General features: G+C 55.1%; 22 protein-coding genes. 14 read left to right on the forward strand and 8 right to left on the reverse strand.

The window, feature by feature from the left end:
- Positions 1 to 29: 29 nt before the first annotated feature.
- Positions 30 to 1,499 (reverse strand): PAS domain-containing sensor histidine kinase, encoded by a 1,470-nt coding sequence (locus NXT09_RS04235; RefSeq protein ID WP_268578985.1) that lies wholly within the window; start codon positions 1,497 to 1,499, stop codon positions 30 to 32.
- A gap of 241 nt (positions 1,500 to 1,740) precedes the next feature.
- On the reverse strand, positions 1,741 to 2,286 hold the full coding sequence (locus NXT09_RS04240) for an RNA polymerase sigma factor (RefSeq protein WP_268578986.1): 546 nt from the start codon (positions 2,284 to 2,286) through the stop codon (positions 1,741 to 1,743).
- A gap of 327 nt (positions 2,287 to 2,613) precedes the next feature.
- On the opposite strand from NXT09_RS04240, the gene sctW reads away from it, so the two are divergent.
- Genes sctW through sctU form a run of 11 tightly spaced genes read left to right on the forward strand, consistent with a single transcriptional unit; the run spans position 2,614 to position 13,188 of the window.
- Positions 2,614 to 3,822 carry a type III secretion system gatekeeper subunit SctW gene (gene sctW / locus NXT09_RS04245; protein WP_268578987.1) on the forward strand — a complete coding sequence of 403 codons (1,209 nt, stop codon included), beginning with the start codon at positions 2,614 to 2,616 and terminating at the stop codon, positions 3,820 to 3,822.
- Positions 3,819 to 5,921, forward strand: coding sequence for a type III secretion system export apparatus subunit SctV (gene sctV / locus NXT09_RS04250; RefSeq protein WP_268578988.1), 2,103 nt, complete (start codon positions 3,819 to 3,821; stop codon positions 5,919 to 5,921). Before sctW ends, sctV begins: the two co-directional genes overlap by 4 nt.
- Positions 5,922 to 5,930: 9 nt before the next feature.
- Positions 5,931 to 6,866 (forward strand): FHA domain-containing protein, encoded by a 936-nt coding sequence (locus NXT09_RS04255; protein WP_268578989.1) that lies wholly within the window; start codon positions 5,931 to 5,933, stop codon positions 6,864 to 6,866.
- Positions 6,866 to 8,233 (forward strand): type III secretion system ATPase SctN, encoded by a 1,368-nt coding sequence (gene sctN, locus NXT09_RS04260; RefSeq protein ID WP_268578990.1) that lies wholly within the window; start codon positions 6,866 to 6,868, stop codon positions 8,231 to 8,233. The genes NXT09_RS04255 and sctN overlap by 1 nt, the downstream gene beginning before the upstream one ends.
- Entirely contained in the window at positions 8,223 to 8,660 is a 438-nt protein-coding gene (locus NXT09_RS04265; RefSeq protein WP_268578991.1) for a type III secretion protein, read from the forward strand. Before sctN ends, NXT09_RS04265 begins: the two co-directional genes overlap by 11 nt.
- Complete coding sequence (locus tag NXT09_RS04270; RefSeq protein ID WP_268578992.1) at positions 8,657 to 9,202, forward strand: type III secretion system HrpP C-terminal domain-containing protein; 546 nt, start codon at positions 8,657 to 8,659, stop codon at positions 9,200 to 9,202. The genes NXT09_RS04265 and NXT09_RS04270 overlap by 4 nt, the downstream gene beginning before the upstream one ends.
- Complete coding sequence (gene sctQ, locus NXT09_RS04275; protein ID WP_268578993.1) at positions 9,199 to 10,371, forward strand: type III secretion system cytoplasmic ring protein SctQ; 1,173 nt, start codon at positions 9,199 to 9,201, stop codon at positions 10,369 to 10,371. Before NXT09_RS04270 ends, sctQ begins: the two co-directional genes overlap by 4 nt.
- Positions 10,368 to 11,021 carry a type III secretion system export apparatus subunit SctR gene (gene sctR / locus NXT09_RS04280; RefSeq protein ID WP_095994683.1) on the forward strand — a complete coding sequence of 218 codons (654 nt, stop codon included), beginning with the start codon at positions 10,368 to 10,370 and terminating at the stop codon, positions 11,019 to 11,021. Before sctQ ends, sctR begins: the two co-directional genes overlap by 4 nt.
- A gap of 7 nt (positions 11,022 to 11,028) precedes the next feature.
- A complete protein-coding gene (sctS, locus tag NXT09_RS04285; protein ID WP_011093640.1) occupies positions 11,029 to 11,289 on the forward strand; it encodes a type III secretion system export apparatus subunit SctS in 261 nt (86 codons plus the stop codon).
- 7 nt (positions 11,290 to 11,296) lie between these two features.
- Positions 11,297 to 12,097: a type III secretion system export apparatus subunit SctT gene (gene sctT, locus NXT09_RS04290; RefSeq protein ID WP_174865484.1), complete on the forward strand. Its 801-nt coding sequence runs from the start codon at positions 11,297 to 11,299 to the stop codon at positions 12,095 to 12,097.
- A gap of 11 nt (positions 12,098 to 12,108) precedes the next feature.
- Positions 12,109 to 13,188 (forward strand): type III secretion system export apparatus subunit SctU, encoded by a 1,080-nt coding sequence (gene sctU / locus NXT09_RS04295; protein WP_268578994.1) that lies wholly within the window; start codon positions 12,109 to 12,111, stop codon positions 13,186 to 13,188.
- A 10-nt stretch (positions 13,189 to 13,198) separates the two neighbouring features.
- On the opposite strand, the gene NXT09_RS04300 is transcribed toward sctU, so the two are convergent.
- Entirely contained in the window at positions 13,199 to 14,125 is a 927-nt protein-coding gene (locus NXT09_RS04300) for a LysR family transcriptional regulator (protein ID WP_205555028.1), read from the reverse strand.
- Between the two features lie 143 nt (positions 14,126 to 14,268).
- Between NXT09_RS04300 and NXT09_RS04305 the strand changes: the two genes are divergently transcribed.
- Positions 14,269 to 15,669 (forward strand): M20 family metallopeptidase, encoded by a 1,401-nt coding sequence (locus tag NXT09_RS04305; protein ID WP_268578995.1) that lies wholly within the window; start codon positions 14,269 to 14,271, stop codon positions 15,667 to 15,669.
- 98 nt (positions 15,670 to 15,767) lie between these two features.
- Here the strand turns inward: NXT09_RS04305 and NXT09_RS04310 are convergent, their stop codons facing one another.
- From NXT09_RS04310 to NXT09_RS04330, 5 genes are all read right to left on the reverse strand, one after another.
- Positions 15,768 to 16,058, reverse strand: a complete 291-nt coding sequence (locus NXT09_RS04310) for a Bor/Iss family lipoprotein (protein ID WP_095994688.1) — start codon at positions 16,056 to 16,058, stop codon at positions 15,768 to 15,770.
- A 195-nt stretch (positions 16,059 to 16,253) separates the two neighbouring features.
- Complete coding sequence (locus tag NXT09_RS04315) at positions 16,254 to 17,063, reverse strand: MetQ/NlpA family ABC transporter substrate-binding protein (protein WP_052900838.1); 810 nt, start codon at positions 17,061 to 17,063, stop codon at positions 16,254 to 16,256.
- Positions 17,064 to 17,365: 302 nt separating this feature from the next.
- The gene (gene menC, locus NXT09_RS04320) at positions 17,366 to 18,478 is read right to left on the reverse strand and encodes an o-succinylbenzoate synthase (RefSeq protein WP_268578996.1); all 1,113 of its coding nucleotides are present in this window, start codon (positions 18,476 to 18,478) and stop codon (positions 17,366 to 17,368) included.
- A 41-nt stretch (positions 18,479 to 18,519) separates the two neighbouring features.
- A complete protein-coding gene (locus NXT09_RS04325; protein ID WP_039288793.1) occupies positions 18,520 to 19,179 on the reverse strand; it encodes a methionine ABC transporter permease in 660 nt (219 codons plus the stop codon).
- Entirely contained in the window at positions 19,172 to 20,194 is a 1,023-nt protein-coding gene (locus NXT09_RS04330; RefSeq protein WP_268578997.1) for a methionine ABC transporter ATP-binding protein, read from the reverse strand. The genes NXT09_RS04325 and NXT09_RS04330 overlap by 8 nt, the downstream gene beginning before the upstream one ends.
- Positions 20,195 to 20,806: 612 nt before the next feature.
- Between NXT09_RS04330 and NXT09_RS04335 the strand changes: the two genes are divergently transcribed.
- Positions 20,807 to 22,186 (forward strand): acid phosphatase, encoded by a 1,380-nt coding sequence (locus tag NXT09_RS04335; RefSeq protein WP_268578998.1) that lies wholly within the window; start codon positions 20,807 to 20,809, stop codon positions 22,184 to 22,186.
- A 492-nt stretch (positions 22,187 to 22,678) separates the two neighbouring features.
- Entirely contained in the window at positions 22,679 to 24,166 is a 1,488-nt protein-coding gene (locus NXT09_RS04340; protein WP_240585461.1) for a methyl-accepting chemotaxis protein, read from the forward strand.
- Positions 24,167 to 24,170 lie beyond the last annotated feature (4 nt).

Consider the following 24,170-nt stretch of genomic DNA (forward strand, 5'->3'; position numbering starts at 1 on the left):
TTCTTCCTTTCGTTATTCTTATCCCGCGGTTAACGGGTATAGCCATTTTTAGGAAACGTTAGCTGCACCAACGTGCCTTTGCCGGGCGCGCTGTCTATAACCACTTCGCCTCCCAGCATCCGTCCGCGTTCTTTCATGCTCATGAGTCCGAAAGCATTTTTATTTTTAGCGCGGGAATCAAAACCTTTACCGTTGTCCTTGGTGCACAGCACCACGCAGTCCTGCTGGTTATCCAGCGTAATGATTACCTGTGTGGCGGCAGCGTAGCGCGCCACGTTAGTCAACGACTCCTGCACGACGCGGAAGGCCGCTGTGGTGCTCTCGTCATTGAGCACCAGCGGTTCTCCCAACGTTCGCAGTAGACAGGTTGCGCTGTAGTGCCGGTTAAATTCGTCACACAGCCACTCCAGCGCGGGCGTCAGCCCCATATTCAGTACATTCGGCCTGAGCCGGGTCGAAACGTTACGCACCACCTGGATCGTTTGGTCAGTCAGCTGCATCAGCTTTTGCAAATGCGTCTGCATGTCTGGGTTTTCCTTGGCAAAGCACATGCGCATGAGCGACAGGCTCATGCGCATCGTGGTCAGGTGTTGCCCCAGCTCATCGTGAATTTCCTGCGCGATATGCTTACGCTCTTCTTCGCGTGAAATCTCACGCTGACGCGCCAATAAACGCAGTTGCATATGCGAATCGGCCAGTTTCTTCTCCGCATAACGAATCGCCGTAATGTCCCGTCCGACGGTCAGAATGGACACCAGCGCGCCATGCTGATCGAACTCAGGCACACAGCGAATATGGTGAATATGATGGTGACGCTGCTCACCTCTCCCCAACTCTTCCATGACTTCACCTTCTGCACTGCTGCGGGTATCGATAACCAGCCGCACCAGCTGTTCTATGCGGATCGCACAGCCCACGCCGGGCATCAGTTCCGTAATCATACGGCCCTGAAGTTGCTCTACGGTGAAATCCAGATGTTTCAGACTGGCGGGGTTGGCGTACAGGCAGTTCAGGTTGGCATCAAAGCGGATAATCAAATCCGGCGTGTTCTCCACCAGCGCGCGAAATTCCTGCTCTCGCGCGTAAGCCAACTGCTCGATATGTTTACGTTCCCTGATATCTCTGACTACACACATGTTGTAGCTACGTCCTCTGTGTTGGAAATGCGTGAGATTGACCTCGACCGGAATCGTCATGCCATTGCGGGTGAGGTGCTTGGTTTCAAACGTGGTGCCGCCGCCCAATGCGTATTCATGAAACCAGTCGGGCGAGCTATGCTCAGCGACCCAGTCGGGATCGATATCGGCAACGCTCAAATGCATGAATTCCGTAATGCTGTAGCCCAGCGTCTGGCTCGCTGCTTCATTGACGTAACAAAAACGCTGATCTTCGTTGACGATATAAATCGCGTCCTTGATGCGGCCAAATGCAAAATCCACCAGTTCAAGCTCGGGGGCTTTGGTTTTCTCATCGGAACGAAAAGGTTGGGTGAACATCATTGCCATCTCCTTATTTGAATTAAGACTATTGTGCAGCCACCCGCCGTGCAGGTAGCGCAATACGGCGTCTCAACATTCCAGAAGATGGACAGGGAACCCTGCAACGGCATCAATGCGACCTGATATCACGGCGTGCGACCACGAACTGAACGGCAACCGCCATAATGAAATAACGCGGTTACCAACTCAGTCAGTGAAAAACGGCGGGTGCAGGCGCGTCCTTTCGTCCCGTGAAATGCCGTCAGGATTCAACAGCCTGACGGATCACACCTCGGGCACGAGACAGCCGCGACCGCACCGTACCGATCGGGATCTCCAACTGCAACGCGAGATCCTGATAGCTGGCATCGGTATCCAGCAATTGCATCAGCATCTGACGGGTATCTTCAGGCAGTGAGACGATGGCATCCATCGCGCGTTTCAAGGACCGCTGACTTTCGGTGATAGCACCGGGATCGAGTTCTATCGCGATATGGTCCAGCATCTCATCGCCCATTTCCTGAGCGCGCTGGCGTGCCTGCTTGAAATAATTGCGAACCAGGTTGAGGGCAATACCGAATACCCACGTCTCCGGCCGCGATGCTCCCGCAAATTTATCCTGATGTTTGAGCACTTCCAGATAGGTCATTTGCTGTAAATCCTCCACGTCGTCATGGTTGCTGACGCGCTTGCGGATAAAGTTATGCAATTTCTTTCCGTGTTGACGAAACACCTGTTCCCAATCGACAGATAACGCTGGGTAAAGCGAAGGGGTCTGTTCGATGTGTTTCAGAGTAGACATTTCCATTAGCTGACTCTCCGTTGTTGTGCCTCATTGGCAAAAACGGAAGAGCAAGCCTTGTGCCAGCCCGAAAAGATTTTTATCACACTGATTTTTAATCAGTTATTTTTCACTTTGCTTTTTATCACGCCACTTATTGCCAACGCCAGCGGCGTGAAATTGCAAGTTATTGCAATCAGTAGAACGGCATTTAATCCAATCCGCCATCAAATTCGGCCTGCTCCGATGACTTCACGTCGGGGAACCCATTCTTTTCTGCGTCCACACAGCAATACATTCATACCGCTGCACGTTCACACCACGACACGTAGCCGATTTATTCAGGATGACATCATGATCAAAATGCCGACGGTTCTTCCCTCTAGCAGCGCCCTGCCGCGTCCTGTCGTGGTGGATGACGATCCCGCGCCACAGGCTGCGGTGCAGCAGACGAGTTCGCACCACGCGCCTCCCGGTTCGCCGCTCTCCACCTCAATGGAGGAAGTGGCAATGGCGTTTGGCGAGCAGGCCGAACGCAGAAGCAAATCGCTGAACCGACGCCACATCGCCCAGCAGCCGGACGCGCGCGCCACCGCCAATGTCGAACGGATTGAGAAACTGACCGAACTGTTCAGGATGCTGGAAAATCCATCGCAAAGTACGCTCGATCAGCAATTGAGTCGGATGCGCGACCTGCTGATGCAGCAAGGCTCGCCGTCTCTTGAAGCGGTGCTGGAAGCCGCGGGCAACGATCCGGCGCGCGGCGATCTCCTGCTGCGCCACATCCAGCAGCAATCTCCCCAACAGCCTGAGCTGACCGCGGCGGCGGAAAGTGCGTTACAGCAGCTGCATCAGGAGAAAGGGCCGGAAGTCCGGGCTGGTCTGAACACGGCAACGGCCATTGCCCTGTTCAGCACCCAGCCGGAACAAAAGCAGGCGATGCGCGAGCTGTACTACCAGAAAATCGTGCATCAGCAGTCGGCCAGCGCGCTGTTGGATTCCCTGCTGGAACGCTTTGATGCCGCGACGTTTTCCATTGGGCTGCGCACGTTGCAGCGGGCGCTGGCGGCGGATATCGCCTCGCTGACGCCGTCGATTTCGAAAGCCGTACTCAGCAAGATGCTGAGCAACCTCAACGATTCCCGCCACCTGAGCCATACGCTGTCATCCAGCCAGACGCTGCTTACTCGGTTAGCGAACAAAGTGCCCGCCTTTACGCTCGGTGCCGTGGAGCTAACCCGCCGCCTGATTGGTCTGAGCGCCAACGGCGCCTATGCCCGCGATCTGCATAATCTCGGGCGGGAAGTCGCTGGTACGCAGGTACAACATCAGGCGATGTTTTTCAGCGCCCTGCTGCCGCTCGTTAGCGACCTGCCGCATCCGCTGTGGCGAGACAGTAAAAACCGGCAAACGGCGCTCCAACTGATACGCGGCATGATTGGCGATATCGCCCAATATGAGAAACAGCAGGCCAAAAGCACGCAGCATGATGACCTGGCGCAGCGTGATCCCGCATCGCGGCAAAAGCAGGATGCGCGCGACTCGGATAAGGGGCAGCCATGAATCTGTTGATTATCTGGCTGAACCGTATTGCGCTGAGCGCGATGCAGCGCTCGGAGGTGGTTGGCGCAGTCATCGTGATGTCCATCGTCTTCATGATGATCATTCCGCTGCCCACCGGGCTGATCGATGTGCTGATCGCGCTCAATATCTGCGTCTCTTCTCTGCTGATCGTGCTGGCGATGTATCTGCCCAAACCGCTGGCCTTTTCGACGTTTCCGGCGGTGCTACTGCTGACCACCATGTTTCGATTGGCGATCTCCATTTCCACCACGCGCCAGATTCTGCTTCAGCAGGACGGTGGCCATATCGTTGAAGCCTTCGGTAACTACGTGGTGGGCGGGAATCTGGCGGTTGGTCTGGTTATCTTCCTGATTCTGACGGTGGTGAATTTTCTGGTGATCACCAAAGGCTCCGAACGCGTAGCCGAGGTAGCGGCACGCTTCACGCTCGATGCGATGCCCGGTAAACAGATGTCCATCGACAGCGATCTGCGTGCCGGATTAATCGAAGCCCATCAGGCACGGCAGCGGCGGGAAAATTTGGCGAAAGAAAGTCAACTGTTCGGGGCGATGGACGGCGCGATGAAGTTCGTTAAAGGCGACGCTATTGCGTCGCTGGTGATCGTGTTCATCAACATGATCGGTGGTTTCGCCATCGGCGTGTTGCAGCACAACATGGCCGCGTCCGATGCGATGCACGTTTACTCGGTATTGACCATCGGCGACGGGTTGATCGCCCAGATTCCCGCCCTGCTGATCTCGCTAACCGCCGGGATGATTATCACCCGCGTCTCAGCCGACGGGCAAAAAGTGGATGCCAATATTGGCCGCGAAATTGCCGAACAACTTACTAGCCAGCCCAAAGCGTGGATCATCTCTTCCATCGGTATGTTTGGTTTTGCGCTGTTGCCGGGGATGCCGACGCTGGTGTTTGTCACTATCAGCCTGGCATCGCTCGGCAGCGGTCTGTTTCAGCTCTGGCGCATCAAACAACAGGGTCAGTTAGATGCCAGTCAGTTGGAAGCGGACAATATGCCCGCGGAACAGAACGGCTATCAGGATCTGCGGCGTTTTAACCCCACGCGCGCTTATTTGCTGCTGTTTCATCCGGTCTGGCAAGGGCAGCCAACGGCAACGGCGCTGGTGCAGAATATTCGCCGCCTGCGTAACAAACTGGTCTACCGCTTCGGCTTTACGCTGCCGTCCTTTGATATCGAATTTAGCGATCGGCTGGCAGAGGATGAATTTCAGTTTTGCGTCTACGAAATTCCCTACGTGAAAGCCACGTTTGTCACCGATCGGCTGGCCGTTGCCAGCGGTGCAATCGAACCGACGGATGTTGATCTTGCCACACCCGGCCCGACGCTGCGGGATGAAAGCCAGTGGCTCTGGCTGCCGCTCGCACATGTCGCGCAACAGCCGGACGACGTGCCGCGCTGGAGCTCGGATGAGCTGATTCTGGCACGCATGGAACAGGCCATCCACCGCACCGGCTCACAGTTCATCGGCTTGCAGGAAACCAAATCCATTCTGGCCTGGCTGGAGAGCGAGCAGCCGGAGTTAGCGCAGGAACTTCAGCGCATCATGCCGCTCTCGCGTTTCGCCAGCGTGCTGCAACGGCTGGCTTCCGAACGCGTGCCGCTGCGGTCGGTACGCCCCATCGCCGAAGCGCTGATTGAAGTCGGCCAGCACGAACGGGACACGCTGGCGCTGACCGACTACGTACGTCTGGCGCTCAAATCGCAAATTTGCCACCAGTACAGCGATGAAAACAGCCTCGCCGTCTGGCTGCTGACGCCGGAAAGCGAAGAGCTGCTGCGTGATGCGCTGCGCCAGACGCAGAACGAAACCTTCTTCGCTCTGACGCAGGACTACGCTTCCACGCTGCTCGGTCAGCTGCGGCAGGCGTTTCCGCCGCTCTCGTCACAGCGCAGTCTGGTGCTGGTGGCACAGGATTTACGCAGCCCGCTGCGCACGCTGTTGCAGGACGAATTTCACCACGTTCCGGTGCTCTCCTTCACCGAACTGGAATCCACGCTGTCGATCAACGTCATTGGACGTCTCGATCTTTACGACTCCCCCGACCCCTTTAGCGCATAGGAACACACCATGTTTGAATTACGCGTGCTGACTGGTTTACATCGCGGTGCGGCGCTGCCGCTCTGCGGAAACGCCTGGCGCATCGGTGCGGCCGATGATGCCGATCTCGTGCTTTACGATCCCGGCATTGCGCCGTATCACGGCCAGTTGGAGAAGACCGCTGACGGCTGGGCGCTCAGCGCACAGGATGGCGCGTTGTGCAATGCGGAAGGCCATACCGTCGAACAGATTGACGCTCTGCCGCCCGGCACGCCGTTTGCGCTGGGGCAGATTTGGCTCTGCATTGTGGCCGCCGATACCCCCTGGCCTGACGACAGCGAAACGCCTCCAACGGCGGAAGAGGACGTTCCTTCTGCTGATATGACCGCCGATGAATCACCAGTCCATACCGCTGCGCTGATTCCTGCGCCTGCCCCCGCACCGCGCCTGCCGCTGTGGGCCAAAGCCAGCTACCTGCTGCTCGGCGCGTTGCTGCTGGTAATGGTGGGCAGTTGGCAGCTACAGGAGAGCGTCGCGATGCCTGCCGCCCCGTCGCCACAAGATACCCGCAAACCGCTCGGCACCCTGCCACAGTTGGAAAGCACGCTGCGCATTATGTTGCAGGAGCGGGAACTGAGCACGGCCGTGAAAGTGGCGGCTTATCAGGATCGCGTCACGCTCACCGGACAATTATCGCCGGACGATCAAAAAAAGCTGGAACGGATGCTCGCCCAACTCCACCAACGTTATAGAACCGCGCTATCCGTGGATAACCGCACGCAGCTGAAAACGGAGCAACTGCCGTTTCAGATCGTTCAGGTAACCAGCGGGTCGCGCGCCAACGTCGTCACGGCGGACGGTCAGCGCTTTTTCATCGGCGATGAGATCGACAACCTGCGTCTGGTGAGAATTGACGAGCACCAGATTGAATTCAGCGGCAGACAACAGATAACGGTGAACTGGTAATGCAGACACAACCTTCTTCTTTTCCGCTGCTCGACCAGTGGGTCACGCAGCAGCGCCAGCATCTGGCAGCCTATGCGCCCGTGGAGAAAAAAGGCCGCGTCATGGCCGTCAGCGGCATCCTGCTGGAATGCAGCCTGCCGCAGGCACGCATTGGCGATCTGTGCTGGGTGGCTCGTCAGGATGACAGCCAGATGATGGCCGAAGTCGTGGGATTTAGCCCAGACAACACCTTTCTCTCCGCGCTCGGGGCGCTGGACGGCATCGCACAGGGAGCCACCGTGACGCCGCTGTATCAGCCGCACTGCATTCAGGTGTCGGAACGTTTACTGGGTAGCGTGCTGGACGGATTTGGTCGTGCGCTGGAGGACGGCGGCGAGAGCGCGTTTGTCGAACCGGGTCATACTACCGGCCGCACGCAGCCAGTGCTGGGCGATGCCCCACCGCCGACCTCCCGACCGCGCATCAGCCAGCCGCTCCCCACCGGATTACGCGCCGTCGATGGCCTGCTGACCATCGGTCAGGGGCAGCGTGTCGGCATTTTCGCCGGTGCGGGCTGCGGCAAGACCACGCTGCTGGCCGAACTGGCACGTAATACGCCGTGCGACGCCATCGTTTTCGGGCTGATTGGCGAACGCGGCCGCGAACTGCGCGAGTTTCTCGATCACGAACTGGACGATGAGCTGCGCAGCCGCACCGTGCTGGTGTGTTCCACCTCTGACCGCAGCAGCATGGAACGCGCCCGTGCGGCGTTCACCGCCACCGCCATCGCCGAGGCTTACCGTGCCGAAGGCCGTCAGGTGCTGCTGATTATTGATTCCCTGACGCGTTTCGCCCGTGCGCAGCGTGAAATCGGCCTGGCGCTCGGGGAACCACAGGGGCGTGGCGGGCTGCCGCCGTCGGTCTATACGCTGCTACCGCGCTTGGTCGAACGCGCCGGGCAAACGGAAGACGGTGCCATCACCGCGCTCTATTCCGTGCTGATCGAGCAGGATTCCATGAACGATCCGGTCGCCGACGAAGTGCGTTCGTTGATTGATGGGCACATCGTGCTCGCCCGACGGCTGGCGGAACAGGGGCATTATCCGGCTATCGACGTGCTGGCCAGCCTGAGCCGCACCATGAGTAACGTCGTGGATACCGATCACACCCGCAACGCGGGCGGCGTACGGCGTCTGATGGCGGCTTACAAGCAGGTCGAGATGCTGATCCGCTTGGGCGAATACCAGCCCGGCCATGACGTGCTAACCGATTCTGCGGTCAACGCCCAGGCAGAGATTACCCAGTTTCTGCGCCAGTCGATGCGTGAACCGATGCCGTATGCCGTGATTCAACAACAGCTCGCCGGAGTCAGCCGCTATGTCCCATAACGCCGAACGCGATGCCGAGTTACAGACCATGTTGAATCTGCTGATGCCGATACGCCGCCAGCGCTTAAGCCGCAGCGAGCGTCAGCAGCGGCAGGAAGAACAGCAGTTGATAAGGATTGCGGAGCAACAACGCCATCACCAGCAGCAGGTTGAGGTGCTGCGACAGGCCAGTCAGACGCAGCGTGATCAGTTTGCCCGAGAAACTCAGGGGCAATGCCAAACGCTGGAGAACCTGAAAAAAAACCTTGCCGCCGAACAGCGCTTACTCGGCGAAATCGCAACAGAAACGCAGCAGGTGCAAGCCACGCAGCAGCAACACCACGACCAGCAGCGTCAGGTTGATCACGCCCGAGACGCCACTCGCCAATGTCAGAAGGCGGTGGAGAAACTGGAATATCTGCTTACGTTACCTCAGGAGCACGTATGAATAACCGACAGATTGCGTCATCCGAATCCAAGGCGACGCAGAACGCGCAGGCCGTGTTGCATGGCAAGTCCGCGCGCGCAGACGATTCGCAACACAATCTACAACCCGACCCACAACATAGGGATTTCTGGGAAGCCTTCACGTTTTCGGACGGCTTTGAAGATGCGTTCTATCAGGAATCACCTGTCGCCTTAGCGCCGGGCAGCCCCATCAATGCCCCGCTGCCGTTGCAGAGTGAGGCACTGGACAGCCCACAACATGTGACACCGTCACAGTGGCAGCCGCTGCAATGTGAGCTGATTGAGGCGATGGATAACATCTGCGCCCCGCCGTTTGCCTTCAGCCTGCAACTGCCGCAGTTGGGTGATATCGATGCGCGGTTAGCCGCGCTGGTGCCGCGGGGCTGGGATATTTCGCTGCGTTTCAGCCGGGAAAGCTACCACCAGTTAAAAGATCGGCGTGAAGCCTGCCGTCATTCGCTCTCTAGCGCGCTGGACTGCCCGATAAACCTGCGTTTTGACGCCAGAGAGTATGAGCGATGAGCCCGAATTTACCCGACGTTCATTCACTGCACGTCAGACCGCTAAAGCTGCCAACCCTGCGCGCGCAACACGCTCGTATCCGATCAACGCTGGCCGCTGGATTATCGCTGCCGTTTATCCGCGACGGGCTGGCTGGCCGCCTGCATCTTCAACTGGTGAATGCACGTGAGCAGGCAGAGGAATCATCCATCGCGCAGACCAGCAGTTGGCGTAGCGACATCGGCGATATCTCACTGACCGATCCGTTTCCTGTGCTCAGCCTGCTGTCGGACTGCCCGCTGTTGCCTCTCACAGAAGACGATGACGCGGCACAGGAATGGTACTGGACGCTCTACAACCAGTCGCTTAACCCCGTGCTGCGGGCGCTGGTTGGGGAAATCTATCCGCTGGAGCGTTCTCAGAAAGAACAGGATTCAGCAGAAAAACACGGCAAAGGCGCTGCGCTCTGCGCCTGGCTCAGCGTGAGCTGGAACGGCATAACCGTGCGCAGCCGGATGCAGGCCGCTGACGCCGTCTGGCTGGCGCTGTTTTCCCGTGCTGACTGGCACCGCCAGCGCCGCGCGCTACCCGCAGAAATGACTATCGCTATTCCGCTCACGCTGGCTGATGCCGTGCTGCCGCTGTCCGCGTTATGCCTTTTGCGTACGGGCGATCTTATTCTGCCCAACCGCCCGTGGTTTACCCCCTCTGGCGAGGGAACGCTGTCAGCCGGCACGCTGCGCCTGCACGGCACGCTACAGCTCACGGAGCTCACCCCCTACACCTTTACCGTTACTGACATGGAGACTGTCTCAATGCCCCCGTCCGCGACTGACACGATGCTAGCCGATCCCCACTCAGAGGCCTCAGTGCTTGAACTTACACCATTAGGTGACAACGTCACTGAAAATTTACCACCGCTGCCGGTCACCTTACATATTCGCTGCGGCAGCCTGACGATGACGCTGACAGAATTGCAATGCCTCGCCAGCGGAAGCGTGCTGACGCTGCGCGACGTGGTGCCGGGCCAAGCCTGGCTGTATCACGGCGATATCGCACTGGCGAGCGGCGATCTGGTCGATGTAGAAGGCCGACTGGGGCTACAAATTACCCAGCGTTTTTCTACACCGACGCCAATACTGCCGATAGCGGATGAAGAACTCACTGCCGAGCCGGAGCTGGCACCATGACCTCCGGCGCGTTCGATCCGTTGATGTTTGCGCTCTTTCTGGGCGCACTCTCCCTGATTCCGCTGATGATGATTGTCTGTACCTGCTTTCTAAAGATTGCGATTGTGCTGCTGATCACCCGCAACGCCATCGGGGTGCAGCAGGTGCCGCCCAACATGGCGCTGTACGGCATCGCACTTGCGGCGACGCTGTTTGTGATGGCACCCGTCTTTCAGGACATCAGCAAACGCGTGCAGGAAAAGCCGCTGGATATGACCGACATTACGTCGCTTCAGGCCAGCGTGACCTACGGGCTGGAGCCGCTGCAAGCTTTTATGTCGCGCAACGTTGACCCCGATATCCTCACCCACCTGCATGAGAACAGCCTGCAAATGTGGCCTGCATCGCTATCTGAAAAGGTGAACACGCAGAATCTGCTGTTGGTGATCCCGGCTTTTGTGCTGTCGGAGCTACAGGCCGGGTTCAAAATCGGCTTCCTGATCTATATCCCGTTTATCGTCATCGACCTCATCGTCTCAAACGTGCTGCTAGCGCTGGGGATGCAGATGGTTGCGCCAATGACGCTCTCGCTGCCGTTAAAGCTGCTGCTGTTCGTGCTGGTCAACGGCTGGACGCGACTGCTGGACGGCCTGTTCTACAGCTACCTGTGAGGCCACGATGGAAATAATCACGCTTTTCCGTCAGGCCATGGTGATGGTCGTGCTGCTCTCTGCGCCGCCATTGCTGGTTGCAGTGATCGTCGGCGTACTGATTTCACTGTTACAGGCGGTAATGCAGTTGCAGGACCAGACGCTGCCTTTTGCCGTCAAACTGATTTCCGTCGGGCTGACGCTGGCGCTTTGCGGGCGCTGGATTGGCGTAGAGCTGATGCAGCTGGCTATCACCGCATTCAATATGATTGCGCACACCGGAGTATAAATCCTGCATGATCGCCACCATTCAGCACGTTTATGACTTTATCATCGCCATTACACTCGGCATCGCCCGACTGTATCCCTGTTTCATTCTGGTGCCGGTTTTTTCACTCAACGTGCTGAAAGGCATGACGCGCAACGCCGTGGTGATTTCCCTGACGCTGCTGCCCGCCCCCATCGTGCAGCAGCAGCTTCTGCTGACGCCGCTATCCTGGCCGATGCTGCCCGGCCTGTTGCTGAAAGAGGTTATTGTCGGGCTCCTCATCGCGTTGATTTTGGCGATGCCGTTTTGGCTGTTTGAATCCGTCGGCGCCCTCTTTGATAACCAGCGCGGCGCGCTCATGGGTGGCCAGCTCAACCCGGCGCTGGGCTCGGACGCCACGCCGCTTGGCCATCTGCTGAAACAGACGCTGATTCTACTGTTGATTATCGGTATCGGCCTGAAAGGACTCACGCAGCTGATTTGGGACAGCTACCAGATCTGGCCGGTGCTGTCGTGGTTACCCGCGCCGGGCGAACAAGGATTTGAGGTGTATCTCAGCCTGCTAGCCGACACCTTCACCCATCTGGTGGTGTACGCCGGGCCGCTGGTCGCGCTGCTGCTGCTGTTGGAATTCAGCATTGCGCTACTCAGCCTGTATAGTCCGCAGCTTCAGGTGTTCGTGCTGTCCATTCCAGCCAAATGTCTGGTGGGGATGGCGTTTTTTATCGTTTACCTGCCGGTGCTGCAATATTTAGGTGACCACAAACTTCAGGGGCTACCGGATCTCAAGCACCTGCTCCCGCTGCTTTTTACCGCATCGAATAGCTAAAGGCGGAACCGATGAGCGAGAAAACGGAAGAACCCACAGAGAAGAAGCTCGAAGACGCGCGCCGTAAAGGGGAAGTCGGACAAAGTCAGGATGTGCCCAAGCTGCTGATCTGCGTCGGCCTGCTGGAGTGTGTACTGGCGCTGGCGGACAGCACGATGGGGAAACTGCAAACGCTGGTACAACTGCCGCTGCAACGGCTGGATGCCCCGTTTGCGCAGGTGGCGAAAGAGGTATTTCACGATGCCGCCGTGCTGGCAGGCACGCTCTGCCTGCTAGCCGCCGCGATTGCCGTGCTGCTGCGCGTGGTCGGCGGCTGGCTCCAGTATGGTCCGCTCTTTGCGCCCGAAGCGCTGAAGCTCGATCTCAACCGCCTGAACCCGATCAACCAGTTCAAGCAGATGTTTTCGATGCGCAAGCTGGTAGAAATGCTGACCAATATCCTGAAAGCCGTGGTGATCGGGACCGTTTTTTATAAAGTGGTGGTGCCGGAGTTGGAGGCGCTGGTTGAATTAGCCTATGGCGACCTGCACGGCTTCTGGCAAGGGGTGAAAGCGCTGCTGATGCGCATTGCCCGCACCACGCTAACGGCGCTGCTGGTGCTGTCCGCACTGGATTTCGGCCTGCAAAAGTATTTCTTCCTCAAGCAGCAGCGCATGAGCCATGAGGATTTACGCAACGAGCACAAGGATTCCGAAGGCGATCCGCACATGAAAGGCCACCGTAAATCACTGGCGCACGAACTGATGAACGAACCCGCCGCGCCGCGCCCCAAAGCCAAGGTCGAAGACGCCGATATGCTGCTGGTTAACCCAACGCACTATGCGGTGGGGCTTTACTATCGCCCCGGCAAAACGCCGTTACCGCGCATCTTGTTTAAGGGAGAAGACAGCGCGGCGCAGGAACTCATCGCTCAGGCGAAAAAAGCGGACATTCCGGTGATTCGCTTCATCTGGCTGACCCGCACGCTGTATCGCTCTACGCCGGAAGGCCATTACATTCCGCGCGAAACGCTTCAGGCGGTAGCACAGGTGTATCGCGTTCTGCGTCAGCTCGAAGACGAGCAAAAGCACGACATTATTGAGATGGAATAAAGGCGGATATTTAGCTTTCCGCAATCTGACTCAGGTAATACGCTTCTCCCTGACGCAGCTCCGCCATCATGAAATCAAGGAAAGCCTGTTGCTGCGGCGCGTGCGCTTTGCCTGCCAGCGTTTGGATTTGAAGCGAGCGCTGGTCAAGCTGCTTAATATTCAGCGGTTTCAGGCGCATCGGTTGCTGTAAGCACTTGTACATCACGGAATAGAAACTACAGGCGGTGACCGCCCCCGGCGTGCTCATCGCATAGTAATAAAGCGTGGTGAAGTTGTTGCAGCACAGCGTCGGTTCCAGAAAGGTGCCGTTCATGCGGCATGAGAGGTCAAACAGCTGCCGTAGCGTGGTCGAGGACTCCGGCAAGGCCAGCGGGAAAGGATGCAAATCCGCCAGTTGAATAGACTGCTGCGCCAGCGGGTGATCGTCAGACATCAGCAGCATCAGCGGCGCGGGCAGCGACAGTTCCACATTCACACCCTGCTCGGGCGCTAGCGCAAACTGGAGTGCGATATCCACTTCACCATTGCGGATCATCTGGGACACCTGCATCGCCGAGTCCACTTTCAGCGCAAAAGTGGTATCCGGGTCATGCTGGCGGAAACGTGCAAATAGCGTCGGCAGCAGATCAAACGCCATCCCTTCCGTGCAACCGATACGCAGCAGCGCCCGCCGACTGGCTTTCAGCCCCTGAATCTCCGCTACGGCAGCATCCATGTCCATCATGCTCTTACGCACATGGTTTTCCAGAATGCGTCCGGCATCGTTTAACACCATGCCGCGCGCGTGGCGTTCGAACAGCGGCACGCCGATGCGCTCTTCCAGCCGCTGGATTTGGCGACTGATCGCAGAAACGGCAACAAACAGGTGCTGACTGGCGGCGCTGAGCGAACCGGTGGTGGCAACCACCAGAAAATAACGAATCTCGGAGCTGTGCATGGCGGCGTTCCTTTCAGACATCGCGGGGGGATTCGCAGGTTTATATTAAAAGCAAAGCTTAATTGCAATTTTTATTATTGTTGCAAAGCTCGTTTTTTCTTTAAATATCGGTAACTTCGGCACATTATCCAGCAAGGAAAGGCATGACCAGCGCAGACCTTATTCGTATCGCCTGTGAACGTTTCGATCGCGGAGAATTTAAACAGACGCTGGCCCGGCGTATTGCCCACGCCAGCGAGAGCCAGAAAGCCGGTAACCATCCCGCGCTGAACCGCTATCTGACCGACGAAATCCAGCCCGCCTTGCAGGCGATGGGGTTCAGCGTAAGGCTGATTACCTCGCCAGATGAACGTCATCCCCCTTTTCTACTGGCCGAACGCATTGAAGATCCCAGCCTGCCGACCGTGCTGTCTTATGGCCACGGCGACGTGGTTTTTGGTGATGAAGAAAACTGGCGCGACGGACTCAAACCGTGGGAATTGGTGGAAGAAGACGACCACTGGTACGGACGCGGCAGTGCCGATAACAAAGGCCAGCACAGCATCAACCTGATGGCGCTGGAGCAGGTGTTTCAGGCTCGCGGACAGCGTTTAGGCTTCAACTGCAAACTGCTGTTCGAGATGGGGGAAGAAATTGGCTCACCGGGGCTGGCCGAGCTGTGCCAACAGCACAAGCAGGCGCTGGCGGCCGATATCTTTATCGCCTCCGACGGGCCCCGCCTCAGCGCAGAGCGCCCGACGCTGTTCCTCGGCTCTCGCGGCTGCATCAATTTCCGTTTGCGCATCCAGGCACGCGCTCAGGCCTATCACTCTGGCAACTGGGGCGGCCTGCTGAGCAATCCGGGCACCCAACTGGCAAACGCCGTAGCGAGTCTAGTTGATGGACAAGGACGGATGAAGATCGACGCTCTGCTGCCACCTCAGCTAACGCCGGCGCTGCGCGAAATCCTCAGCACGATTGACCCCGCTGGTGGCGAGGACGATCCGGCGATTGATGAAAACTGGGGCGAAGACGGTCTCACACCTGCCGAACGACTATTTGGCTGGAACACGCTGGAAGTGCTGTCGTTCATTACTGGCAACCCGAGCAAACCGGTGAACGCGATTCCCGCCGACGCCACGGCGATTTGCCAACTGCGCTTTGTGGTCGGCACCGACTGGCAGCATCTGGCGCAACATGTGCGTCAACACCTCGACCAACACAGCTTTACGCAGGTGGACGTTGAGGTGCTTAACACGTCTCCGGCGACGCGCTTTAACCCGGAAGATCCGCTGGTAAACTGGACGCTGGCACTGATGCAGCACATCAGTGGTAAACAGCCCGCGTTGTTACCGAATTTGGGCGGATCGCTGCCTAATGACGTTTTCGCCGATATCCTCGGTCTGCCGACGCTGTGGATCCCCCACTCCTATCCGGCATGTGGCCAGCACGCGGTCAACGAACACCTGCTGAAATCCGTCGCCCGCGAAGGGTTAGCGATCATGACCGGCCTGTTCTGGGAACTGGGGGAGCAAGGCAACCCTCTGTTGGTACGGCAACAGTAACACTCCCTGTCGTGACAAAATGACATGAAAAAGCCATCTCGATAGGAGATGGCTTTATCGTAAGACAGCCTTATATTCTATTAAATACAGACTTTAGCTTAGAGCGAGCAATAAACGCGGGCTTCTCTAGGTGTATAAATACCGAACGTTACCACCCCAAGCAGGCCATTAACAAAGGTCTGCTGTGTTTCGGTGCGAACAACTTTATCAGAACCGCCACATACCGCCGCAGCATCAATGGTTTTCTTCTGACCAATACCAGAAACGAAGAAGTGATGCGTGGTCACCTGTTTAGGTGTGGCAACAGACTCATTCTTTACTGTAAAGGTTTGTTGAGCACATCCCGTCAGTACCAGCGCCAATACGGCAGTAGAAAGTATTTTTTTCATCGAACCCTCGTTGTGTTATGTCAATAAATCTTACAAAGAATGGCATTTATACAAAAAATTACAATGTTTTAAATTCTCTTATCTTTGAATTAACACGGTATGTTGCCTGAGAGGGGATTTGCGGGTTAATACACGTTTGCAGCGGGGAAGCCAGTGACCTATTGCGCATAGGTCACTGGCAGCTTGAAAGGGGAATTACTTCTTCATCCACTCCGGCTTTTGGAACGCGTGGAACATGGAGTTTTTATCCTCAAAGAACGCGGCGAATTCCGGGGATTGAACGGCGGCTTTCAGATCCTGAGCGAACGGTTTGTCGGCATCTTCCGCACGCACAACGATCATGTTTTTCAGGTCTTCCGGCAGCACATCCAGTTGAATCGCGTCAGACAGATTCAGACCAGCAGAAATCGCGAAGTTGGCGTTAATCAGCGAGCCCGTTACGCCACCCAGTGCGCGTGGCAGTTGTGCAGCTTCCAGCGGTTTAAAGACCAGCCCTTTCGGGTTTTCAGTGATATCACGCAGTGAGGCTTTGGTCGGCGTAATGTCTGGATTGATCTTGATTAGGCCGTATTTTTGCAGGAAATCCAGCGAACGAGCCAAGTTTGATGGATCGTTTGGCAGCGTCACGATATCGCCCGCTTTCAGCTCATCCAACGAGCGCACTTTATTGGAGTAAAAGCCCATGCTGGCCGTCGGCACGGTGATCACTTCCGCCAGTTTCAACCCTTTATCCGCGCTGAAACGGTCAAGATAGCGGCGGTTTTGGAACAGGTTGGCGTCGATACTGTTGTTCGACAGCGCCAGATTCGGCTGGATGTAGTCGCTGAATTCACGCACTTTTACCTCGTAGCCTTTTTTCACCATTTCTGGCTTGATCGCTTTCGTGACCATGTCGCCATACGGCCCCGGCGAGACGCCGATGGTGATTTCTTTGCCTGAATCTGCTGCGTAAGCCTGAGAGATGCCCAATGCCAGCATGAGTGGAATGAGTTTTTTCAATCGCATCGTCGCGTTCCTGTCTGTCCGATTTAGTCAGTCTTCGCCGTTTTGCTAACGGCATTCTCGTTATGTTGGGCGTCTGTCGCCACGGTTAAGATCGAGATACCGGGAGCGACCACGGTGCGATGCATCCCTGCGGGAACCTCATCACCGTGTTTCTCCCTAAATCCATCCCCTTACGCGTGATGCAACATCGCTCATTATTTTTCTCTATTTTTATAACGTTATTCCCTGGTGTTGGATAACGCTTTACTGCTCACATGTTTTACTAAAAAAAGGTTACTAAAAAAGGCTTATTCAATAATCAGTTAAAACAAAAAGGTTTCCTGTCCGTAGCAATATTTCTCGTACAGTTCAGGGTTAATATCAAAGCCGATTCCCGGTTTATTTGGCACTGCGACGCAGCTGTCTTTGTCCAGTTCGACAAACGGCAGCATGAAGTCTTCATGCCAGTAACGGGAAGACGGTGGGATATCGTGCGCGTAGATAAAGTTCGGCAGTGTAGATACCGCGATGTTGTGTGCTTTACCGACCGCCGTATCCAGCATACCGCCACACCACACCGGAATATTGTGGGCCTGACAATAGTCATGAATCAGCTTGGTTTCGGTGATGCCGCCGACACGTGCGACTTTAATATTGATGATTTTGGCGCTGCCCAGCTCGATCGCCTTACGCGCATCCTCTACCGACGCAATGCTTTCATCCAGACAGATAGGCGTATTCACCGCCGCCTGAAGTTTGCGGTGGTCGATAATGTCGTCGTGCGCCAGCGGCTGTTCGATCATCAACAAATTGAATTGATCGATGCGCTTAAAGAAATCGATATCGTCCAGCGTGTAGGCAGAATTGGCATCCACCATCAGCGTGATATCACCAAATGCCTGACGCAGCGCCAGAATATAGTCGTAATCTTTTCCCGGCTTGATCTTTATTTTGATGCGCTTATAGCCTTCATTCAGGAAATTATCGACCACGCTGACTAATTTATCGGGCGTTTCCTGAATACCAATACTCACACCCGCTTCGACGTTATTCCGCACGCCGCCCAGTAATTGATGCAGCGGTACGCCTTTTATCTTCGCGTAAGCATCCCAAATAGCGCCTTCGATTGCCGCTTTAGCACAGTTATTACGCTTTACCGGGGCGAAAATATCGCGCACCTGCGAAGGATGCTCAATATCCCCAGCCTGCTTAATCATCGGGATCAGGAAGTCACGCATAATATGCCAGGCGGTAACGTTGGTTTCTTCGTTATAAAACGGCAGCGAAATTGCCGAGCAATCGCCATAACCAATGTGTCCGCCAGCGTGGACTTCCGCGATGGAGAAGTGTTTCTCCGTCTGCGTCGCAAAGCTGGTCGTAAATGGCGTTTTCAGCGCCATTTTCATTTTTCTTAATACAATTTTGTCTATTTTCATGACATCTCTCTGCTGCCCTGAATACCCTATTCTGTCGTGGTTTAGCGGCGTTCGCGCTTATTTGCCCGACGCGATAACATATCGCCCAGCGTTTGCACGACCTGCACCAACACCACCAGCGCAATCACGGTCACCACCATCACTTCGGTTTCATAACGGTAATAGCCGAAGCGGATCGCCAGATCGCCCACACCACCGCCGCCAACAATCCCGGCCATCGCCGAGTAGCCAATCAGACTGACCAGCGTGATCGTCAGGCCGCGTAATAATCCAGCCAGCGCTTCCGGCAACAGCACCGTCCCGATGATACGTGTCGGGCTGGCACCAAAGGCCTCTGCCGCTTCCACAATGCCCGGATCGACTTCACGCAGCGCGGAATCCACCAGACGCGCATAAAAGGCAATCGCCGCCACGGACATCGGCACCGCCGCCGCAACCGGCCCAATGGTGTTACCCAGCAGCAGCTGCGTTAATGGCAACAGCAGCACCAGCAGGATCACAAACGGGATCGAGCGGATGATATTCACCAGAATGGTCGAAACCAGATAGATAAAACGGTTCTGCCAGAATAAATGACGATCGGTCACATAAATCGCGATACCTAACGGCAGGCCGAATATCACTGCACAGAGCGTTGAAATACACACCATCGTGAAGGTTTCACCGAAGGCGAAGATTAATTCACCGAATAACTCAGTCATTGATGACCTCCACCCCAAAGGTATTCTGTCGAATATAAGCAATAGCAGCGGTTAAATTATCCGCTGTCGGATCGTCACGGTATGAAATCTGAGCGATAATATGCCCCAGCGCGCGATCGTTAATGTATTCAATATTGCCGTGCAGAATATTGACCGATACCTGAAACTGCTGCGCCACGTCGGATAATATCGGTTGTTCTACCGAATCATCGGCGAAGAGTATTTTCAGCAAGACGCCTTTATTATTCTGCTTAAAGCGTTCAGGTAATTCGACCGGGCTGGTATGGCTGACCAGCTGTTTGGTGTAGGCGTGCTGCGGCGCAGAGAAGATCGTAAAGACATCACCTTCTTCCACAATATTTCCGCCCGTCATCACCGCCATGCGCTGACAAATACTTTTAATCACGCTCATTTCGTGGGAAATCAGCACGATCGTGATACCCAACCGGACATTGATACTTTTCAATAGCGCCAGAATAGACGCCGACGTTTCTAGATCCAGCGCCGAGGTCGGTTCATCACACAACAGCACTTCGGGATGGTTGGCGATGGCGCGGGCAATGCCCACACGCTGTTTCTGCCCGCCGCTCAGCTGTGCCGGATAGGCTGTACCTTTGTCCTGCAACCCGACCAGCGCCAGAATTTCCGGCACGCGCGAGGCGATTTCTTCTTTACTCTTCCCCGCAGCACGCAGGCTGAACGCCACATTGTCATACACATTGCGGGTATGCATCAGGTTAAAATGCTGGAATATCATCCCGATACGCTGCCGATGCTGGCGCAGCTCGCGGCCAGACGCATCGCTAATCAGCGTATCGCCCAGAAACACGCGCCCTTCAGTTGGACGCTGCAATAAATTGATCGTCCGCAGCAGCGTACTTTTTCCTGCGCCGCTGGTGCCGACAATCCCAAAAACTTCACCCTGTTGAATGGTCAGGTTGACGTTGTTTACCGCCCTGGACTGTGCTGCTTTACCGGCGGGGAAATCAACGCTCACGTTTTCTAACCGAATCATTACCTGACTCACTCCTGCTGTTACAGACTATTTATCGACATACGCAAACGTATGCCTGTTTGATGTAGGGAAACCACTGTTCTTGGGAAAACCATTGTTCGTAGGTAAACATTGCTTGTAGGTAAACATTGGCTCGTGGGTAAAATCATTTCGCATTAGTTGACGTTGAACCTATCCCATAGGACTGTTTCACTTGCCATTTTTAACAGGGAGAGGCTCGCCATCGCCTTTTCGCGTTGAGGAATAACCGGGCTATTTATGTCTGCCATTTTTGTTATAATTAGATTAATTACTTATAAATCAATGGAATATTAAAAAATAATCGTCTGTTTAAAGTAGAGAGAAATGAGCTTTGCGTCAATGATAAAAAAAGCAAATCACCTTTCTGTTTTTTAGAACCTTTTTTATGTCTTTTTCTTCTATATAAGCAACCAGACAAGAAACTGTGCCCCCGGTTACCACGTGAGGTTCACGACGTCACCAAACATAACAAATCATGATAATGCGTTGATAAGCATCTCAAAATATATCCTGAAACATTACCATCACAATCAGCGCCTAGCCTGATCCCCGCACCGACAAACGTTTATCCTCCCAATTAAGGATGCCACTATGCGCTATCGCCCTATGCTGCGACCCGCGGCCACAGTTTTATCGGAAACCAATGTGTTATCGAAAGCTCATGTGTTATCGAAAACTCATGTGTTACCCGCGCTCAAGCTGCTACCTGTAGTCAGTCTTTTCCTGTTACCGTTTTCTGGGTTTGCAGCAGCGCCTGAGCCGGATAGCGCCAGTCTCCGCGCCATTGTGGACTCCACCACGCAGGCCAGTAGCAGCCCTCGCGTTGTTGAACTGGAACAATCCATTCAGGCTGCGCTGCGCAAGGCAATCCAGGGCGATGCACCGAAGCTGACCCGCGCGCAGCTAGAACAGGCGAAACAGACGTCACTGATGGCAGATACTGAATGGTTAAACGCCAGCGGTTATGACTTCGCCGTGAAGGCCAACCAGCAGGCCGGCATTGCTTTGCTGGATTCCTTCTCACACCTTTCTACCGCTGTGTTGCAGCAAAACATGGCTATCGTGACGCGCATTAATCGCGAAGCGGCCAAGGGGCAACGCGAACAGGCACTGGTGGATGCCGAAGGCCAGGGATATCTCTACTATCTGGCTGATGCATTGGGCCCAAAGCTCGGTCATGCATTTATCAGCGCTTATAATCGCGGTGAACTGCGCAAAGCCGCAGCCTTAATCAAGACTTCTGAAGTCAGTACGTCCGCCGCTAAACAGCATTTCGACTACCCTCGCCCTTTCCTACAGCCGAATAACACCATTCATCTGGTGCCGGATACCGCCGTGATTGGCGATAACAAACCCTACACCGCCTCCGGCGGCGCATTTCCAAGTGGGCATACCAACGCGGGTTACACTGATGCGCTGCTGTTAGCAGAAATGATCCCCGAGCGCTTCGTGCCGTTGATTGATCGCGGCGCACGCTATGGCTATTCGCGCATCGTGCTGGGCGTGCATTATCCCTTAGATGTGATCGGTTCGCGGATGATCGCCGAGCGCAATGTGGCGCACTACCTCAACGATCCACAGTATCGTCGGCTGTTTGAACAGGCGAAGACGGAGTTGCGCAGCGCGTTAGAGAAAGCCTGTGGCACAACGCTGAGCGCCTGTGCTCAGAATGCGCCACAGGACGATCCCTATGCCGCGCCGGAAATGAAGACGTTTTATCGCTACACGATGACGTACGGTCTGCCTGCGCAACCTGGCGCGGCGTCTCCGGTTAGCATTCCCGAAGGTGCAGAAGTCCTGCTCGACCCCGTGCTTCCGCATCTCTCCGTTACCGAGCGCAGAAGCCTGATGGTGAAAACCGCGCTGGCTGACGGATACCCGCTCTCCGGCGCACCGGGCGATAAAGGCCCGCAGAATTTCTGGCAGCGCCTCAATCTACATGACGCCGTGCAGTTAGCTCAGCATCGGTAACGGCTCTCCTCTTCCCCGTCTTTTCCTGCGCGGGGAAGAAGGACGTCACACGGGGATACTATTTAATAACGGGAAAGTTAATAACGGAAAGTTAATAACGGAAAATTAGTAACTGAAATTTACTATCCGAATGATTGCCCTCACCGTGGTTTTGTTTCATTTTTTTTAAAAATTAACGCCTCTGGTTTTTTAAAAATCGATAATTAGGGCGCTGCCTTAAATATTATCTTCGTCAGTTAGCTGTAACGGTAAGTTTCCGGGCAGGATAATATTTTAATGACTATTTCCCACGCAGCATAGAATGCCAATTGGTTTGTAAATCAATGTAAATCGGCGCTATCGCAAGTCCCCTGATACCATTTTTTAATTTTAGTTAGGTCCAACATAAATATTCTCTTTCTTCCGTCGATATAGGAATACCGCTCCTTATCTGGGAGTAATTTAGAGGTACTTATGAGCATTAAACTTAAATTAATTTCGGTTATGGTGTTAATGGCATTATTGCTTTTGGTGGTCTCTCTTATCGGGCTGTTTGGCATCAACAACACCAACCAATCGATGAAAACGCTGTACCAAGATCGGCTGATAGCACTGGGTTATCTGGACAACATCACCAGACAGGTGAACACCGTGATGTTTGAAGTCGCCAGCGTTGATCTCTCTCAGCCAAGCGATGTTAAGACCGGGCTGGAGCATATTGCAGAAGCACAAAAAATTTATGATGCACAGTGGGATTTATACAGCAAGACGTATTTAACGGGCGATGAGAAATTATTAGAAGAACAGTTTGCAATGTTATACAAGCAGTACAACGATAAAGTCGTTACCCCCGCCATTAATGCAATTAAGAAGAATGATAAAGACGCATTAGAATATATTATTAATCACACCTTAAAAAGCGAATACGCACCGCTGCAAAAGACTGCCGATCAGTTGATTAAATTACAATCTGATGTAGGCCAGGAACTCTATTCTGAATCACAAAGTAGTTTCAGTAATATATTATTTTCCGTAGTGATTACCCTTCTGGTCGGGATAGTTATCGTTGCCTTATCCGGCTGGCGCTTGATTATATCGATTGCCGTACCGATAAAAAACGCTGTGGATTTAGCCAGAAAAGTGGCAGATGGCGATCTGACGCATCGCATCGACATTACGTCGAACGATGAAATGGGACAGCTGCAAACCGCACTGCGGGAAATGGTGCTGAATCTGACCGATATCGTAGAGCGTGTACACGGTAACGCCGATATTATTGCGACCGCATCCAGCCAAATCAGCAGCGGCAATATCGATCTCTCCTCTCGTACCGAGCAGCAGGCCAGTTCACTGGAAGAAACGGCGGCATCAATGGAACAGATGACGTCCTCGGTCAAACAGAATGCCACCCATGCCGCTCACGCCAGCCAGTTGGCAACCACTGCCTCACAGCGCGCGGTTGACGGCGGCAAGATGATGGGCGATGTGACATCCGTGATGCAGCAGATGGTGTCATCCGCAGAGAAAATCACCAATATTATCAGCGTGATCGATGGGATCGCGTTCCAGACCAACATCCTCGCGCTGAACGCCGCCGTGGAAGCCGCCCGAGCGGGCGAACAGGGCCGAGGCTTTGCGGTAGTCGCGGGCGAAGTGCGCACGCTGGCACAGCGCAGTGCCAACGCGGCGAAAGAGATCAAAGAACTGATCGGGACGTCCGTCGAACAGGCAAACCATGGACACCATGCCGTCATCGACGCGGGCACCACGATACAAAGCGTGGTGGAAGACATCAAACGCGTGGCCTCGATCGTGACCGAAATCTCCACCGCCAGCAATGAACAAAGTCTGGGCATCGGGCAGATTAATACCGCGATTTCACAAATGGAAACGGTCACGCAGCAAAACGCCGCGCTGGTGAACGAAGCCGCCGCGGCCGCCAGTTCGCTGTCCGAACGTGCGGGTGAACTCAGCCATGCCGTTGCGGCGTTCCGCATTTAATCAC

Source organism: Pectobacterium jejuense (genome assembly GCF_026800125.1).
Lineage (GTDB): Bacteria > Pseudomonadota > Gammaproteobacteria > Enterobacterales > Enterobacteriaceae > Pectobacterium > Pectobacterium jejuense.